A 14,011-nucleotide genomic window follows, 5' to 3' on the forward strand; every position below is an offset into this window, starting at 1 on the left:
ACAAAATGCCAAATCATTTCGCTGTGGGGGCGCCGGAACTCAGGCCAGTCGGGCCTTCCACTCCGGCAGCCAACCGAGGGTATCGGCGGTCACACCGGCAGGTTTGTATTCAGCCCCCATCCAGCCGGGGTAATCGTCTTCCTGCAGGGCGCGCAGCGCCGGGCCGAAGTCGGTGTTGCCCGTGCCCGGTTCGCCGCGGCCGGGGCAGTCGGCGAACTGCACATGGCCGATGCGGCCGGCCAGCAGGCGAATGCCCGCTGCTGCGTCTACGCCCTGGCGGGCCATGTGATAGAGGTCGTACTGGGCACTGAGGTTGGGATGATCCACATCGCGCAGCAGCTCATCCAGTTGCTCCGGGGTGTTGATCAGGAAGCCCGGCATATCCAGCGGGTTGATCGCTTCGCAGACCACACCGATACGCAGTACGGCGAAGGCCTCGGCCGTCTTGTGCAGGTTAGCGGCCAGACAGGCCAGCGCCCGCTCCCGAGTCACACCGTCGGCCTTGCGCCCAGCCAGCACATTGACGAAGCGCGGGCGGGTCATCGCGGCATAAGCCAGCGCCTGCGCCAGGGCATCGTCGAACTGCTCCTGGCGCTCCGGCACCGCTGCCAGACCGGGGCCACCTTCCATCAGGTCGCCGGCCGGCAGGTTGAACAAGATCAGCGGCAGGCCGGCCGCTTCCAGCACTTCCTTCATGCGGATAGCCGGCAACTCGTATGGAAACTGCACTTCCACGCCATCGAAACCGGCGACGCGCGCAGCGATTACACGCTCGATCAACGGGCGGTCGGTGAAGAGCAGTGACAGGTTGGCGGCGATCTTCATCAGTGATTCTCCCGGAACATTTCCACCAGCGTAGCCGGATCGCGCTCCAGATTGCCCTGGCTGCCGTGCAGACGCATCAGTTGCGCTGCCAGGCCACTGAGGGGCGTCGCCGAGTCGTGCTCGCGGGACAGGCGCACGGCAGTGTCCAGGTCTTTCAGCAGCGTGCGCACATGCCATTTGATCGGTTCGAAATGGCTCTCGGCCATCTGCGGCGCGAGGATCTGCAGCGGCTTGGAGTCAGCGAAACCGCCGGCCAGCGCCGGGGCGATCAGGCTGGCGTCCACCCCGGCCTTCTCGGCCAGCGCCACCACTTCGGCGATGACCAGGGCATTACAGGCCACGATCATCTGGTTGCACACCTTGGTCACTTGCCCCGCACCTACCCCGCCCATGCGGGTCAGTCGCTGGCCCAGGTGAGCGAGGATCGGCCGCACTCGTTCCACATCGTCTTCATGACCGCCAGCCATGATCGCCAAGGTACCGGCCTCGGCGCCGGGGGTGCCGCCAGAGACGGGGGCATCCATCCAGCGCATACCGGTGCGGGCCTCGAGTTCGGCGGCCATCTCACGGGTGGCGGCCGGTTCCAGGCTGGAAAAGTCCACGAGCAGTTGCCCGGGCCTCGCCCCTTCGACAATACCGCCCTCCCCGAATACCACCTTGCGCACCACGCGGGTGTCAGCCAGGCAGAGCATCACGATATCCGCCTCGGCACAGAGCTCGGCCGGCATCATCACACGGCGGGCGCCCTGCTCCAGCAGCGGCGCGCACTTTTCCGGGGAACGGTTCCACACGGTCAGCGGGAAGCCGGCAGCCAGCAGGCGGCGGGTCATGGGCAGGCCCATCAGGCCGATACCGGCAAAGGCAATGGAAGGCAAGGGAGCGGTCATGCCGTAACTCCAGGCGGTTGGCGAAACACACATCTTAACTGCCTGGTCAGCGAGATGAAGCTACCAAGCGATCGTCCGATCACTATAATCCGCCTGCCTTTTCCGCTATTGAACCGGAGAATCCCATGTTCAAACGCTCCCTGGCCCTCGCGGCCGGCTTCGCCCTGTCCCTGTCCGCCGTTGTTTCCCAGGCTGCCGACGTCCTCAAAGTCTCGGCCATTCCTGACGAAGCCCCCACCGAACTGCTGCGCAAATTCAAACCCCTCGGCGCTTACCTCGAACAGCAACTCGGCATGAAGGTCGAGTTCGTGCCCGTGGCCGATTACGCTGCGGTGGTCGAATCCCTGGCGGCCGACCGCCTGGACATGGCCTGGCTCGGCGGCTTCACCTTCGTCCAGACCCGCCTGAAAACCGGCAACGCCGTTCCGCTGGTCCAGCGTGAGCAGGACGAGAAGTTCACCAGCAAATTCATCAGCGCCGATCCGGCGGTGAAGTCCCTGCAGGACCTCAAGGGCAAGACCTTCGCCTTCGGCTCGGTGTCTTCCACCTCCGGTAGCCTGATGCCGCGCTATTTCATGCAGAAGGACGGCGTCGTGCCCGAGGCGTTCTTCTCGCGCGTCGCCTACTCCGGCGCCCACGACGCCACCGTGGCCTGGGTCCAGGCTGGCAAGGTGGATGGCGGCGTGCTGAACGCCAGCGTCTGGCAGAAGCTTGTGGATGCCGGCAAGGTCGACACCAGCAAAGTGAAAGTCTTTGCCACCACCCCGACCTACTACGACTACAACTGGACCGTACGCGGCACCCTGGACCCGGCCCTGGCCGAGAAGATCAAGCAGGCCTTCCTCGCCCTCGACCCGGCCAACCCGGAGCACAAGGCGATCCTCGACCTGCAGGCCGCGACCCGCTTCATTCCGACCAAGCCCGAGAACTACCAGGGCATCGAAGAAGCAGCACGCTCGGCCGGCCTGTTGAAGTGAGCCTGTCGCTACACGGCGTGGACCTGGTCCACGCCAACGGCCAGCCTGCCCTACAGGCTATCGACCTGACCGTCGGCAGCGGCGAACGGGTAGCCATCATCGGCCCCTCCGGCGCAGGCAAAACCAGCCTGCTGCGCCTGCTCGCCACCAGCCTGAAACCCGCCACCGGGCAGTTCCAGTTGCTCGGTGCGGCGCCCTGGACGCTCTCTGCGCGGGAGCGCCAGCGCCTTCGCGCGCGCATCGGACTCGTCCACCAGGCCCCGCCGATTCCTCCGCGCCAGCGGGTGGTCACCGCCGTGCTGGCCGGCAAGCTCGGCCAATGGTCCCTGGCCAAGGGTTTGCTCAGTTTGCTGCACCCACTGGATCGCACAGGCGCCCAATCGGCCCTTACCCGCCTCGATCTCGCCGACAAACTCTTCGAGCGCTGCGACCAACTCTCCGGTGGCCAACTGCAGCGCGTGGGCATCGCCCGGGTGCTCTACCAGGCCCCGGAGCTGATCCTCGCCGACGAACCGGTTTCGGCCATGGACCCGGTGCTGGCCGACCACACCCTCGGCGTGCTCTGCGCCGATGCCAGTCGCCGCGGCGTCACGCTGTTGGCCAGCTTGCACGCGGTGGAACTGGCACTGGCACACTTCCCACGCATCGTAGGTGTGCGCGACGGGCGCATCGCCTTCGATCGCCCACGGGAGGCCGTTAGCCAGGCCGACTTGGACGCCCTCTACGCCAACGAGCAATTACGCGGCGACGTGCCGTCTTCACCGCCCGTGGCGGCCCCCGCGTTGCATATTCCACGATGCTGAGATCGGCGCCTCACGACCCTGCCGCGATGCCCCGGCTGCTGCTGACCCTGCTGGCCGTGGCGCTGCTCTGGCCTGGCCTGAAGCTGAGCGAGCTGAACCCGGCGGTGCTGCTGGACGAAGGCAACGCCCGCACCATGGGGCAGTTTCTTTCCGCCTTCTGGCCGCCCGAGCACGGCGAAGAGTTTCTACTCCTATTGGGCCGCGCCACCCTGGAGACGCTGGCCATCGCCACTGCCGGCATGACCCTGGCGCTGCTGATTGCCCTGCCCGCTTCGCTCTGGGCAAGCCGCGCCCTGTCGCTCTCCGCCCTGCCCCGTGGCGGCCGTCCGGCCTGGTGGGCCCAGACCCTGCGCTGGCCGGTGCGCGGCCTGCTGATCTTCCTGCGCAGCGTGCCGGAAATCGTCTGGGCGCTGCTCTTCGTTCGCGCCGTGGGCCTTGGCCCCACCGCTGGGGTCCTGGCCATCGCCATCACCTACAGCGGCATGCTGGGTAAGGTCTATGCGGAAATCTTCGAGTCCGTCGACCCGCGCCCCACCCGCGCCCTGCTCACCGCCGGCAGCCCGCGCCTGGCCGCTTTCGCCTACGGCGTGCTGCCCAGCGCGGCAGCGGAGATGATTTCCTACACCGTCTATCGCTGGGAATGCGCCGTGCGCGCCTCGGTGGTAATGGGTTTCGTCGGGGCTGGCGGCTTGGGCCAGCAGATGGACCTGTCCATGCGCATGTTCGCCGGCGGTGAAGTCGCCAGCATGCTGCTGACCTTCCTTGCCCTGGTACTGTTGGCCGACCAGCTCAGCCGCTTCCTGCGCGGGCGGTTCGCATGAGAGCGGGCAACATCCTGGTAATCCTTGCCCTGCTGGCGGCTGCGGCTGCTTCCTTTATCTGGCTGGGCATCGACCTGGGCGCGCTGGTCAGTGGCGACGCCCTGCAGCAGATGGGCAGCTACGCGGCGCGCTTCCTCCAGCCGGACTTCTCCAGCGCCCACCTGAGGGCCATCGGCTGGGGCGCCCTGGAAACCCTCGCCATGTCAGCGCTCGGCACCCTGCTGGCGGCACTACTTGGCCTGCTTATCGCCCTGCCCGCGGCAGGCCGCTTCGGCCGCCTGGCCCAAGGGACTGCGCGCCTGTTGCTGAATGCGCTGCGTGCCGTACCGGAACTGGTCTGGGCGGCGCTGATGGTGCTGGCTGCAGGCCTCGGGCCCAATGCCGGCACCCTGGCACTGGCCCTGCACACCGCCGGGGTACTGGGTCGCCTCTTCGCCGAGGCCCTGGAGAACACCCCGCCGGAACCGGCCGAAGCCATACGCCTCAATGGCGGCGGGCGCGTTGCGGCGTTCTGCTATGGCACCCTGCCGACCGTATGGCCGCAACTGGTGGCCTACATGCTCTATCGCTGGGAGAACAACATCCGCATGGCCAGCGTGCTCGGCTTCGTCGGCGCGGGCGGCCTGGGGCAAATGCTTTACGTGAGCCTCAGCCTGTTCCAGGAAGCGCAAGCGTCCAGCGTGATCGTCGCCATGCTGATTCTGGTGCTGGGCGTGGATGCCCTGAGTGGCTGGATGCGCCAGCGTTGGGTCAGTGCGTAGGTGGTCGTTGGGTTTCGCTCCGCTCTACGCCAACCTACGGCTGACGTCGCAGTCGTAGGATGCGGTTGAGCGAAGCAATACCCATCGTTTCAGATTTGCCAGACAGAAAGGTGGAAACCACGCCGTGGCCTCCACCGGGACATAGGTCAGAGACCGTCTTTCTCCAGATGGTCGAAGTTCACCGCCTCGCCCGGCTCGGCGCCAAGCACGCGGCGGATATCTTCGAAGATCAGGTCGTATTCCTTGTGATTACGCATGATCAGCGTGTTGTTGGGGCTCAGACCATTCTTCACCGCTACCTTGGAAACCACGGCAGCGAAGTTGAATGCCGTGTCGCGGTGCATCTCGAACTCCTCCTCGAAAGGCTTGCCCGCGATCTCGCCCACCATGCGGAAGTGCAGCATGGTGCCTTCCTTGGGGTTAGGACGAGCTTCGTAATAAAGGTCGATGGAGAATTCCTGCTGCCCCGGAATACCGGGAATATTGGCCCGGTGTACATGGCCTGGTTCGAACATGATGACACTCCCTGTGGATATCAAAGAGAAGTAGAAGGTGGGATGAGTCTAGCTCGCTCCACCGATTTCGCCGCTGCCCCTGACCAGTGCAGTACCGGGCATGCGGCACACTCCTGGAGCCCCTCCCTGGGCTCCACCCGCGCGCGCCGTCAGTGACGGGTCGGCGCTTCGTCCCGCTCCTGGATCAGAACCCAGGGGGCTACCACCACAGCCCAGAGCTTCGGATCGCGGGCCAGCAGGTCCTGGGCACGGTCTTCCTCCACCTTGCTGAGCTTGCCGGCGGCCAGAAAGGCCGCGACCTGAGCCTTGTCGTCTTCGGCCACGGCCAGGGCAACGGCCACCAGGTCTTCGGCGCCATCGACCCAGAGCAGCGCGCCACGGGCGAAGAAGGGCTGTAGCTCTTCCCAGGTAATGGCGGCGGTTTCGCCGAGCAGCTTGGCATAGAGGGTGCTAGCGTTATCGTTCATGGCTTGTTTTGTGTTGGTTGGTAACGAATGGATTTGGGGGGCGCAATGATAGCGTCGAGCAACATTCAGACAAGCATGCCTTGACGACGCCAGCCACACCCGAGACACGCCGTATTTCTATACGTTTGTTTCGATTAAGCGACACAAGATCATTCCGCCATCAAAACCCGACTTTTCAAGCCGCAAATCAGCAATCTACACTGTTCCGGTACAGTTGCCGGGGCGTGTTGGCGGGGTGCAATTCCCTGTCCCGTAGCTTCGGCAATCAGGACAACAACAATGAAAAACACAAGAGTGGAGCACTATGAATAAGGCTACCAAGCAGATTTCCAAACTGTTCGCCGCCATGGCTCTCGCCGGTGTCGCCAGCTACTCCGTAGCAGCTGACACCATCAAGATCGCCCTGGCTGGCCCGGTGACCGGTGCGGTTGCCCAGTACGGCGAGATGCAATTCATCGGCGCCAAGATGGCGATCGAGCAGATCAACAAGGCCGGCGGGGTGAACGGCGCTCAGCTCGAAGGCGTGGTCTATGACGACGCTTGTGATCCGAAACAGGCTGTTGCCGTAGCCAACAAGATCGTCAACGACGGTATCCACTACGTAGTTGGCCACCTCTGCTCCAGCTCTACCCAGCCCGCGTCCGACATCTATGAAGACGAAGGCATCCTGATGATCACCGCGGCTTCCACCAGCCCGGACATCACTTCCCGTGGCTACCAGCTGGTGTTCCGCACCATCGGCCTGGACAGCCTGCAAGGCCCGACCGCCGGCAACTTCATCGCTGATCACATCAAGCCGAAGACCGTCGCTGTCATCCACGACAAGCAGCAGTACGGCGAAGGCATCGCCACTGCCGTCAAACAGACCCTGGAAAGCAAAGGCGTGAAAGTCGCCCTGTTCGAAGGCATCAACGCCGGCGACAAGGACTTCTCCACCATCGTTTCCAAGCTGAAGCAGGCTGGCGTGGACTTCGTCTACTACGGCGGCTACCACCCGGAACTCGGCCTGCTGCTGCGCCAGTCGGCTGAAAAAGGCCTGAAAGTTCGCTTCATGGGTCCGGAAGGCGTAGGCAACAAAGAGCTGTCCGCCATTGCCGGCCCGGCTTCCGAAGGCCTGCTGGTCACCCTGCCGAAGTCCTTCGACCAGGATCCGAAGAACCAGGCCCTGGTAGACGCCTTCAAGGCCAAGAACGAAGACCCGAGCGGTCCGTTCGTGTTCCCGGCCTACGCTGCCGTTCAAGTCATCGCCGAAGGCATCAAGAAAGCCGGCGAAGACGACACCGCCAAGGTAGCTGCCGCCCTGCGCGCCAACTCCTTCGCTACCCCGACCGGCAACCTGGCCTTCGACGAGAAGGGCGATCTGAAGGACTTCAGCTTCGTGGTTTACGAGTGGCACAAGGACGGCACCAAAACCGAAGCTAAATAAGCTTCCCGCCTGAACGCAAAGCCCACTGCTACGGCAGTGGGCTTTGTTTATCCGTGTTTTACGGGCTCCGCTGCGCCACAAGCGCCGCTTTTCGTGATGCCCGAGGAGTTAGGGAATGCCTGATCTCTACCACTATCTGCAACAGCTGGTTAACGGGCTTACCGTTGGCAGCACCTATGCCCTGATCGCCATCGGCTACACCATGGTCTACGGCATCATCGGCATGATCAACTTCGCCCACGGCGAGGTTTACATGATTGGCTCGTACGTAGCCTTCATCGTGATTGCCGGGCTCACCATGCTCGGTCTGGAAAGCCTTCCGATCGTTATCGTCGCGGCATTCGCCGCGAGCATTATCGTTGCAAGTGCTTACGGTTACAGCATCGAACGGGTCGCGTATCGTCCCCTTCGCGGCAGCAACCGCCTGATCCCGCTGATCTCCGCGATCGGCATGTCGATCTTCCTGCAGAACGAAGTACTGCTGACTCAGGATTCCAAGGACAAGGCAATCCCCAACCTGATTCCGGGCAACTTCGTGTTCGGCGAGAGCACCATGAATGGCGTGGTGATCTCCTACATGCAGATCCTGATCTTCGTGGTCACCTTCCTGGTCATGTACGGCCTCACGATGTTCATTTCGCGTTCGCGCCTGGGCCGTGCCTGCCGCGCCTGTGCTGAAGACATCCGCATGGCCAACCTGCTGGGCATCAACACCAACAACATCATCGCCCTGACCTTCGTCATCGGTGCCACCCTGGCCGCCGTGGCCGCGGTGCTGCTGGGCATGCAGTACGGCGTGATCAACCCGCACATCGGCTTCCTCGCCGGTATCAAGGCCTTCACCGCGGCCGTGCTCGGCGGCATCGGCAGCATTCCGGGCGCCATGCTCGGCGGCCTGGTGCTGGGCGTAGCCGAAGCCTTCGGCGCCGACCTCTTCGGCGACCAGTACAAGGACGTCGTGGCCTTCAGCCTGCTGGTTCTGGTCCTGTTGTTCCGGCCGACCGGCATTCTTGGCCGTCCGGAGGTGGAGAAGGTATGAACACTCGACTCAAAACGGCGTTCTTCAGCGCCCTTCTGGTGCTGGCCGTCGCCTACCCCATCCTCGGCCTGAAACTCAGCGTGGTTGGCGTAGGCCTGGTGGTCACCGGTGCCGACACCCCCACCCTGCTGGCCATTGTCGCGTGCGCCGTGGCCATGTTCTTCTGGCAACTGATGCGTGAAAAGGTCCAGGGTGCCTGGGCCTCTGCGCCCAAGCTGCCGGGCATGTCGAAGGGCACCGCCAACTTCCTCACCCTGCCCTCCACCCAGCGCTGGTTCATCCTCGGCCTGATCGTGCTGGCCCTGGTCTGGCCGTTCTTCGGCTCCCGCGGCGCCGTGGACATCGCCACGCTGATCCTGATCTACGTAATGCTCGGCCTTGGCCTGAACATCGTAGTCGGCCTGGCAGGCCTGCTGGACCTGGGTTACGTCGGCTTCTACGCCGTCGGCGCCTACAGCTATGCCCTGCTCTCGCACTACTACGGCCTGGGTTTCTGGGTGTGCCTGCCGATCGCCGGCCTGATGGCGGCCTTCTTCGGCTTCATCCTCGGCTTCCCGGTGCTGCGCCTGCGCGGTGACTACCTGGCCATCGTGACCCTCGGCTTCGGCGAGATCATTCGTATCCTGCTGCGCAACATGACCGAGCTGACCGGCGGCCCCAACGGCATCAGCAACATCGACAAGCCAACCCTGTTCGGCCTGTCGTTCGAGCGCCGTGCCGAAGAAGGCCTGCAGACCTTCCACGAGTACTTCGGTTTCGCCTACAACTCGGTGAACAAGGTGGTCTTCCTCTACCTGATCGCCCTGCTGCTGGTGCTGCTGACCCTGTTCGTGATCAACCGTCTGCTGCGCATGCCTCTGGGCCGCGCCTGGGAAGCCCTGCGCGAAGACGAGATCGCCTGCCGCGCGCTGGGCATGAACCCCACCGTGATCAAGCTCTCCGCCTTCACCCTGGGCGCCTGCTTCGCAGGCTTTGCCGGCAGCTTCTTCGCCGCGCGCCAGGGCCTGGTGACGCCTGAGTCCTTCACCTTCATCGAGTCGGCGACCATCCTCGCCATCGTCGTGCTGGGTGGCCTGGGCTCCCAGTTGGGCGTAATCCTCGCGGCCATCGTGATGATCCTGCTCCCCGAACTCATGCGTGAGTTCAGCGAGTACCGGATGCTCATGTTCGGCGCTCTGATGGTGCTGATGATGATCTGGCGCCCGCAAGGTCTGCTGCCGATGCAACGTCCCCACCTGGAGCTGAAACAATGAGCCGCCCGATTCTCGAAGTAAGCGGTCTCACCATGCGCTTCGGCGGTCTGCTGGCCGTCAACGGGGTGGGTCTGACCGTACAGGAAAAACAAGTCGTCTCCATGATCGGCCCGAACGGCGCCGGCAAGACCACCGTGTTCAACTGCCTGACCGGTTTCTATCAGCCGACCTCCGGCAGCATCCGCTTGGATGGCGAGCAGATCGAAGCCCTGCCGGGCCACAAGATCGCCCGCAAAGGCGTGGTGCGGACCTTCCAGAACGTTCGCCTGTTCAAGGAAATGACGGCGGTGGAAAACCTGCTGGTCGCCCAGCACCGCCATCTCAACACCAACTTCCTCGCCGGCCTGCTGAAGACTCCGGGCTTTCGCAAGAGCGAACGCGAAGCCATGGACTACGCCGCCCACTGGCTGGAAAAGGTCAACCTGACCGAAGTCGCCAACCGCCCGGCCGGCACCCTGGCCTACGGTCAGCAACGCCGCCTGGAAATCGCCCGCTGCATGATGACCCGCCCGCGCATCCTCATGCTCGACGAGCCAGCCGCCGGCCTCAACCCGCGTGAGACCGACGACCTCAAGGCGCTGATCGCCATGCTGCGTAACGAACACAACGTGACCGTGCTGCTGATCGAGCACGACATGAAGCTGGTGATGAGCATTTCCGACCACATCTATGTGATCAACCAGGGCACCCCCCTGGCCGACGGCACGCCGGAGCAGATCCGCAACAACCCCGACGTGATCAAAGCCTATCTGGGGGAGGCCTGAGCCATGCTTACTTTCGACAAGGTTTCCACCTTCTACGGCAAGATCCAGGCGCTGCACAGCGTCAGCATGGATGTGAAAAAGGGCGAGATCGTCACCCTCATCGGCGCCAACGGTGCCGGCAAGTCGACCCTGCTGATGACCCTGTGCGGCTCACCGCGTGCGGCCAGCGGCAGCATTCGCTATGAGGGCGAAGAGCTGGTGGGCCAGGAATCCTGCGACATCATGCGCAAGAGCATCGCTGTCGTGCCGGAAGGCCGCCGCGTGTTCGCCCGCCTGACGGTCGAAGAGAATCTGGCCATGGGCGGCTTCTTCACCGCCAAGGGCGACTTCCAGGAGCAGATGGACAAGGTGCTGCACCTGTTCCCGCGCCTGAAGGAACGCTTCGAGCAGCGCGCCGGCACTATGTCCGGCGGCGAACAACAGATGCTCGCCATCGGCCGCGCGCTGATGAGCAAGCCCAAGCTGCTGCTGCTCGACGAGCCTTCGCTGGGTCTGGCGCCCATCATCATCCAGCAGATCTTCGACATCATCGAACAGCTGCGTAAGGACGGCGTGACCATCTTCCTGGTGGAACAGAACGCCAACCAAGCGCTCAAGCTGGCCGACCGTGGCTATGTGCTGGAGAACGGCCACATCGTCATGCAGGGTAGCGGCGACGACCTGCTCAACGACCCCAAGGTCCGCGACGCCTACCTCGGCGGCTAACGACCTCGCCGTACAAGAAACGGCCCTTCGGGGCCGTTTTCTTTTTTCGGCGCCCTGCGGTCAGGCGCTTTTTCATAGGGTGGACCACGCGTTACCGGTCCACCATCGGAGGCTGGTTCCGCCACGCAGGGTGGACATGAAAAACGATGTTCACCCTACAAGGTTGCTTCAGTCTGACGCCGTCATCGACACGCCTAGCGGGAACAAACAACACAAGCCATTGATATTGATGAATTTAGTCAACCATCAACGACGTTGATGGTCTCTATCGCGCGTGATCACTTTTTAATCAAACCCCCATCCGTAAGATTGGCCCCGTACCCAGTTTCCAGCCCCCTACGAGGAGCCAGACCATGAAAACCCAAGCCTTCGCCGCCCTGTTCATCGCCGCCCTGAGCAGCTCTGTTTTCGCTCTGCCGTCCTCCTCCCAGGGCACCGACCCAGTTGCCGCTGAAGGCAGCTACATGGTCCTGGATCGCGTCGCCGAAGGCGGTTCCGACCGCACTGGCGCCAACCGCATCGCCGAAGGCGGTTCCGACCGCACTGGTGCCAACCGCATCGCCGAAGGTGGTTCCGACCGCACTGGTGCCAACCGCATCGCCGAAGGTGGTTCCGACCGCACTGGCGCCAACCGCATCGCCGAAGGTGGTTCCGACCGCACTGGCGCCAACCGCATCGCCGAAGGGGGCTCCGACCGTACCGGTGCCAACCGCATCGCCGAAGGGGGCTCCGACCGTACCGGTGCCAAGCGCATTGCTGAAGGCGGTTCCGACCGCACAGGTGCCAACCGCATCGCCGAAGGGGGTTCCGACCGTCTGCTGCAAGCCCAGCGCGTCAGCTGATCCCAACTCGCTCAAACTCTCGAAACCCGGCCAAGGCCGGGTTTTCGTTTTCTTGCCGCATCGCAAACCACATTCCTGTAGGCCAAGGCCCCATCCTTGAGCCGTCGCAAGGCAATTCACGCGCATTCGCACTACTCTGTGCCGGTACCTGCACACAAGGAATCCGCATGAGCCTCTCGCTGCTGAGTCGTTACGCCTTCTTCGCCTTCTGCGTACTGTTCACACTGTTCAGCCTGCCCTTCGTCAACCACGACTGGGTCTGGCCCTTCACGCTCCTCGCCGCCGGGCTCAGCGTGCTGGGCGTATTCGACCTGATGCAGTCGCGCCACGCCGTGCGGCGCAACTACCCGATCCTCGGCAACATCCGCTACCTGGTCGAAGGCATCCGCCCGGAAATCCGCCAGTACCTGCTGGAAGCCGACGACGACCGCCTGCCCTTCTCCCGCGCCCAGCGTTCGCTGGTCTACGCACGGGCCAAGAACGAGGGCGGCGACAAGCCCTTCGGCACCCTGATCGACGTCTACAAGGCCGGCTATGAATTCATCGGCCACTCCATGCGCCCGGCGCCGCTCAGCGACCCGTCCAGCTTCCGTGTGGTAGTCGGCGGGCCGCAGTGCACCCAGCCCTACTCGGCCTCGGTGTTCAACATTTCCGCCATGAGTTTCGGCTCGCTCAGCGCCAACGCCATCCGCGCGCTGAACCGTGGCGCCAAGCTCGGCAACTTCTATCACGACACCGGCGAAGGCAGCATCAGCCCCTACCACCGCGAGAATGGCGGTGACCTGGTCTGGGAACTGGGCAGCGGCTATTTTGGCTGCCGCACCAGCGACGGCCAGTTCGACCCTGAACGCTTCGCCACCCAGGCGCGCAACCCGCAGGTGCGGATGATCGAAATCAAGCTCTCCCAGGGCGCCAAGCCCGGTCACGGCGGCATCCTGCCCAAGCACAAGGTCACCGAGGAAATCTCCCTTACCCGCGGCGTGCCCATGGGCGAGGACTGCATCTCCCCGTCACGTCACAGCGCCTTCTCCACCCCCATCGAGATGATGCAGTTCATCGCCAAACTGCGTGAGCTGTCCGGGGGCAAGCCGGTGGGCTTCAAGTTCTGCCTGGGCCACCCCTGGGAGTTCATGGGCATTGCCAAGGCCATGCTGGAAACCGGCATCCTCCCCGACTTCATCGTCGTCGACGGCAAGGAAGGCGGCACCGGCGCGGCGCCCCTGGAGTTCACCGACCACATCGGCGTGCCACTGCGTGAAGGGCTGCTGTTCGTGCACAACACCCTGGTGGGGCTGAACCTGCGGGACAAGATCAAGCTCGGCGCCAGCGGCAAGATCATCAGCGCCTTCGACGTCGCCAGCGTGCTGGCCATCGGCGCCGACTGGGCCAACTCGGCGCGCGGCTTCATGTTCGCCATTGGCTGTATTCAGAGCCAGTCGTGCCACACCAACAAATGCCCCACTGGCGTCGCCACCCAAGACAAGCTGCGCCAGCGCGCCCTGGTGGTGCCGGACAAGGCGCAGCGGGTGCAGATGTTCCACCGCAATACCTTGAAGGCCCTGGCGGAAATGCTCGCAGCGGCTGGCCTCGAGCACCCCAACCAACTCGAGCCCCGTCACCTGGTGCGGCGTGTTTCAGACAAGGAGATTCGCCTGTTCTCGCAGATCCACGTGTTCCTCAAACCGGGCGACCTGCTCAACGACACGATCGAAGCGGACTTCTACGAACGCATGTGGGCCATGGCCCGGGCCGACAGCTTCGAGCCCTCTTGCGCGTGGTGAGATAGCGGGGCCGCTGCGCGGCCCTTGGCGAATTCATTGGCTACGTCTGCGTTGGCTGTTGCGAGAGATTTGCCAACGGGCCAAGAGCCTTGTAGGAGCTGGCTTGCCAGCGAAACGGGACCATTCGCTGGAAAGCCAGCTCATA

The 14,011-nt window shown here is 63.7% G+C and carries 15 protein-coding genes; 11 read left to right on the top strand and 4 right to left on the bottom strand.

What is annotated here, in order from left to right; all coding sequences use genetic code 11:
* Positions 1–39 precede the first annotated feature (39 nt).
* Positions 40–825 (bottom strand): TIM barrel protein, encoded by a 786-nt coding sequence (locus tag E8F20_RS03250; protein WP_280282422.1) that lies wholly within the window; start codon positions 823–825, stop codon positions 40–42.
* Positions 825–1,712 carry an NAD(P)-dependent oxidoreductase gene (locus tag E8F20_RS03255; RefSeq protein WP_280282423.1) on the bottom strand — a complete coding sequence of 296 codons (888 nt, stop codon included), beginning with the start codon at positions 1,710–1,712 and terminating at the stop codon, positions 825–827. The genes E8F20_RS03250 and E8F20_RS03255 overlap by 1 nt, the downstream gene beginning before the upstream one ends.
* Before the next feature lie 125 nt (positions 1,713–1,837).
* On the opposite strand from E8F20_RS03255, the gene E8F20_RS03260 reads away from it, so the two are divergent.
* Genes E8F20_RS03260 through phnE form a run of 4 tightly spaced genes read left to right on the top strand, consistent with a single transcriptional unit; the run spans position 1,838 to position 5,074 of the window.
* The gene (locus E8F20_RS03260; RefSeq protein ID WP_280282424.1) at positions 1,838–2,689 is read left to right on the top strand and encodes a putative selenate ABC transporter substrate-binding protein; all 852 of its coding nucleotides are present in this window, start codon (positions 1,838–1,840) and stop codon (positions 2,687–2,689) included.
* The gene (locus E8F20_RS03265) at positions 2,686–3,492 is read left to right on the top strand and encodes an ATP-binding cassette domain-containing protein (RefSeq protein WP_280282425.1); all 807 of its coding nucleotides are present in this window, start codon (positions 2,686–2,688) and stop codon (positions 3,490–3,492) included. Before E8F20_RS03260 ends, E8F20_RS03265 begins: the two co-directional genes overlap by 4 nt.
* Positions 3,486–4,313, top strand: coding sequence for an ABC transporter permease (locus tag E8F20_RS03270; protein WP_280282426.1), 828 nt, complete (start codon positions 3,486–3,488; stop codon positions 4,311–4,313). Before E8F20_RS03265 ends, E8F20_RS03270 begins: the two co-directional genes overlap by 7 nt.
* Complete coding sequence (phnE, locus tag E8F20_RS03275) at positions 4,310–5,074, top strand: phosphonate ABC transporter, permease protein PhnE (RefSeq protein WP_280282428.1); 765 nt, start codon at positions 4,310–4,312, stop codon at positions 5,072–5,074. The genes E8F20_RS03270 and phnE overlap by 4 nt, the downstream gene beginning before the upstream one ends.
* A gap of 146 nt (positions 5,075–5,220) precedes the next feature.
* Here the strand turns inward: phnE and E8F20_RS03280 are convergent, their stop codons facing one another.
* Together E8F20_RS03280 and E8F20_RS03285 are read right to left on the bottom strand one after the other, a co-directional pair.
* Positions 5,221–5,589, bottom strand: a complete 369-nt coding sequence (locus E8F20_RS03280) for a DUF5064 family protein (protein ID WP_280282429.1) — start codon at positions 5,587–5,589, stop codon at positions 5,221–5,223.
* Positions 5,590–5,738: 149 nt separating this feature from the next.
* Positions 5,739–6,056, bottom strand: a complete 318-nt coding sequence (locus E8F20_RS03285; protein ID WP_028626688.1) for a DUF2288 domain-containing protein — start codon at positions 6,054–6,056, stop codon at positions 5,739–5,741.
* Positions 6,057–6,360: 304 nt separating this feature from the next.
* On the opposite strand from E8F20_RS03285, the gene E8F20_RS03290 reads away from it, so the two are divergent.
* The 7 genes from E8F20_RS03290 to E8F20_RS03320 all read left to right on the top strand — a co-directional run bounded on the left by E8F20_RS03290 (position 6,361) and on the right by E8F20_RS03320 (position 13,866).
* Entirely contained in the window at positions 6,361–7,482 is a 1,122-nt protein-coding gene (locus E8F20_RS03290; RefSeq protein ID WP_179060861.1) for a branched-chain amino acid ABC transporter substrate-binding protein, read from the top strand.
* A 115-nt stretch (positions 7,483–7,597) separates the two neighbouring features.
* Positions 7,598–8,521 (top strand): high-affinity branched-chain amino acid ABC transporter permease LivH, encoded by a 924-nt coding sequence (livH, locus tag E8F20_RS03295; RefSeq protein ID WP_280282430.1) that lies wholly within the window; start codon positions 7,598–7,600, stop codon positions 8,519–8,521.
* A complete protein-coding gene (locus tag E8F20_RS03300; RefSeq protein ID WP_280282431.1) occupies positions 8,518–9,774 on the top strand; it encodes a high-affinity branched-chain amino acid ABC transporter permease LivM in 1,257 nt (418 codons plus the stop codon). The genes livH and E8F20_RS03300 overlap by 4 nt, the downstream gene beginning before the upstream one ends.
* Positions 9,771–10,538: a high-affinity branched-chain amino acid ABC transporter ATP-binding protein LivG gene (gene livG, locus E8F20_RS03305; RefSeq protein ID WP_028626684.1), complete on the top strand. Its 768-nt coding sequence runs from the start codon at positions 9,771–9,773 to the stop codon at positions 10,536–10,538. The genes E8F20_RS03300 and livG overlap by 4 nt, the downstream gene beginning before the upstream one ends.
* A 3-nt stretch (positions 10,539–10,541) precedes the next feature.
* Complete coding sequence (locus E8F20_RS03310) at positions 10,542–11,243, top strand: ATP-binding cassette domain-containing protein (protein ID WP_028626683.1); 702 nt, start codon at positions 10,542–10,544, stop codon at positions 11,241–11,243.
* 353 nt (positions 11,244–11,596) lie between these two features.
* Entirely contained in the window at positions 11,597–12,085 is a 489-nt protein-coding gene (locus tag E8F20_RS03315) for a phage infection protein (RefSeq protein WP_280282432.1), read from the top strand.
* Between the two features lie 167 nt (positions 12,086–12,252).
* On the top strand, positions 12,253–13,866 hold the full coding sequence (locus E8F20_RS03320) for an FMN-binding glutamate synthase family protein (protein ID WP_280282433.1): 1,614 nt from the start codon (positions 12,253–12,255) through the stop codon (positions 13,864–13,866).
* Positions 13,867–14,011: the final 145 nt, after the last annotated feature.

The sequence above is a fragment of the Pseudomonas sp. BN415 genome, assembly GCF_029871195.1.
GTDB classification, from domain to species: Bacteria; Pseudomonadota; Gammaproteobacteria; order Pseudomonadales; family Pseudomonadaceae; genus Metapseudomonas; species Metapseudomonas resinovorans.

Bases quoted from the DNA above. Each gene is read 5' to 3' on its own strand.
- E8F20_RS03250 (WP_280282422.1), bottom strand. From the start codon at position 825: ATGAAGATCGCCGCCAACCTGTCACTGCTCTTCACCGACCGCCCGTTG.
- E8F20_RS03255 (WP_280282423.1), bottom strand. From the start codon at position 1,712: ATGACCGCTCCCTTGCCTTCCATTGCCTTTGCCGGTATCGGCCTGATG.
- E8F20_RS03260 (WP_280282424.1), top strand. From the start codon at position 1,838: ATGTTCAAACGCTCCCTGGCCCTCGCGGCCGGCTTCGCCCTGTCCCTG.
- E8F20_RS03270 (WP_280282426.1), top strand. From the start codon at position 3,486: ATGCTGAGATCGGCGCCTCACGACCCTGCCGCGATGCCCCGGCTGCTG.
- phnE (WP_280282428.1), top strand. From the start codon at position 4,310: ATGAGAGCGGGCAACATCCTGGTAATCCTTGCCCTGCTGGCGGCTGCG.
- E8F20_RS03280 (WP_280282429.1), bottom strand. From the start codon at position 5,589: ATGTTCGAACCAGGCCATGTACACCGGGCCAATATTCCCGGTATTCCG.
- E8F20_RS03285 (WP_028626688.1), bottom strand. From the start codon at position 6,056: ATGAACGATAACGCTAGCACCCTCTATGCCAAGCTGCTCGGCGAAACC.
- E8F20_RS03290 (WP_179060861.1), top strand. From the start codon at position 6,361: ATGAATAAGGCTACCAAGCAGATTTCCAAACTGTTCGCCGCCATGGCT.
- livH (WP_280282430.1), top strand. From the start codon at position 7,598: ATGCCTGATCTCTACCACTATCTGCAACAGCTGGTTAACGGGCTTACC.
- E8F20_RS03300 (WP_280282431.1), top strand. From the start codon at position 8,518: ATGAACACTCGACTCAAAACGGCGTTCTTCAGCGCCCTTCTGGTGCTG.
- livG (WP_028626684.1), top strand. From the start codon at position 9,771: ATGAGCCGCCCGATTCTCGAAGTAAGCGGTCTCACCATGCGCTTCGGC.
- E8F20_RS03310 (WP_028626683.1), top strand. From the start codon at position 10,542: ATGCTTACTTTCGACAAGGTTTCCACCTTCTACGGCAAGATCCAGGCG.
- E8F20_RS03315 (WP_280282432.1), top strand. From the start codon at position 11,597: ATGAAAACCCAAGCCTTCGCCGCCCTGTTCATCGCCGCCCTGAGCAGC.
- E8F20_RS03320 (WP_280282433.1), top strand. From the start codon at position 12,253: ATGAGCCTCTCGCTGCTGAGTCGTTACGCCTTCTTCGCCTTCTGCGTA.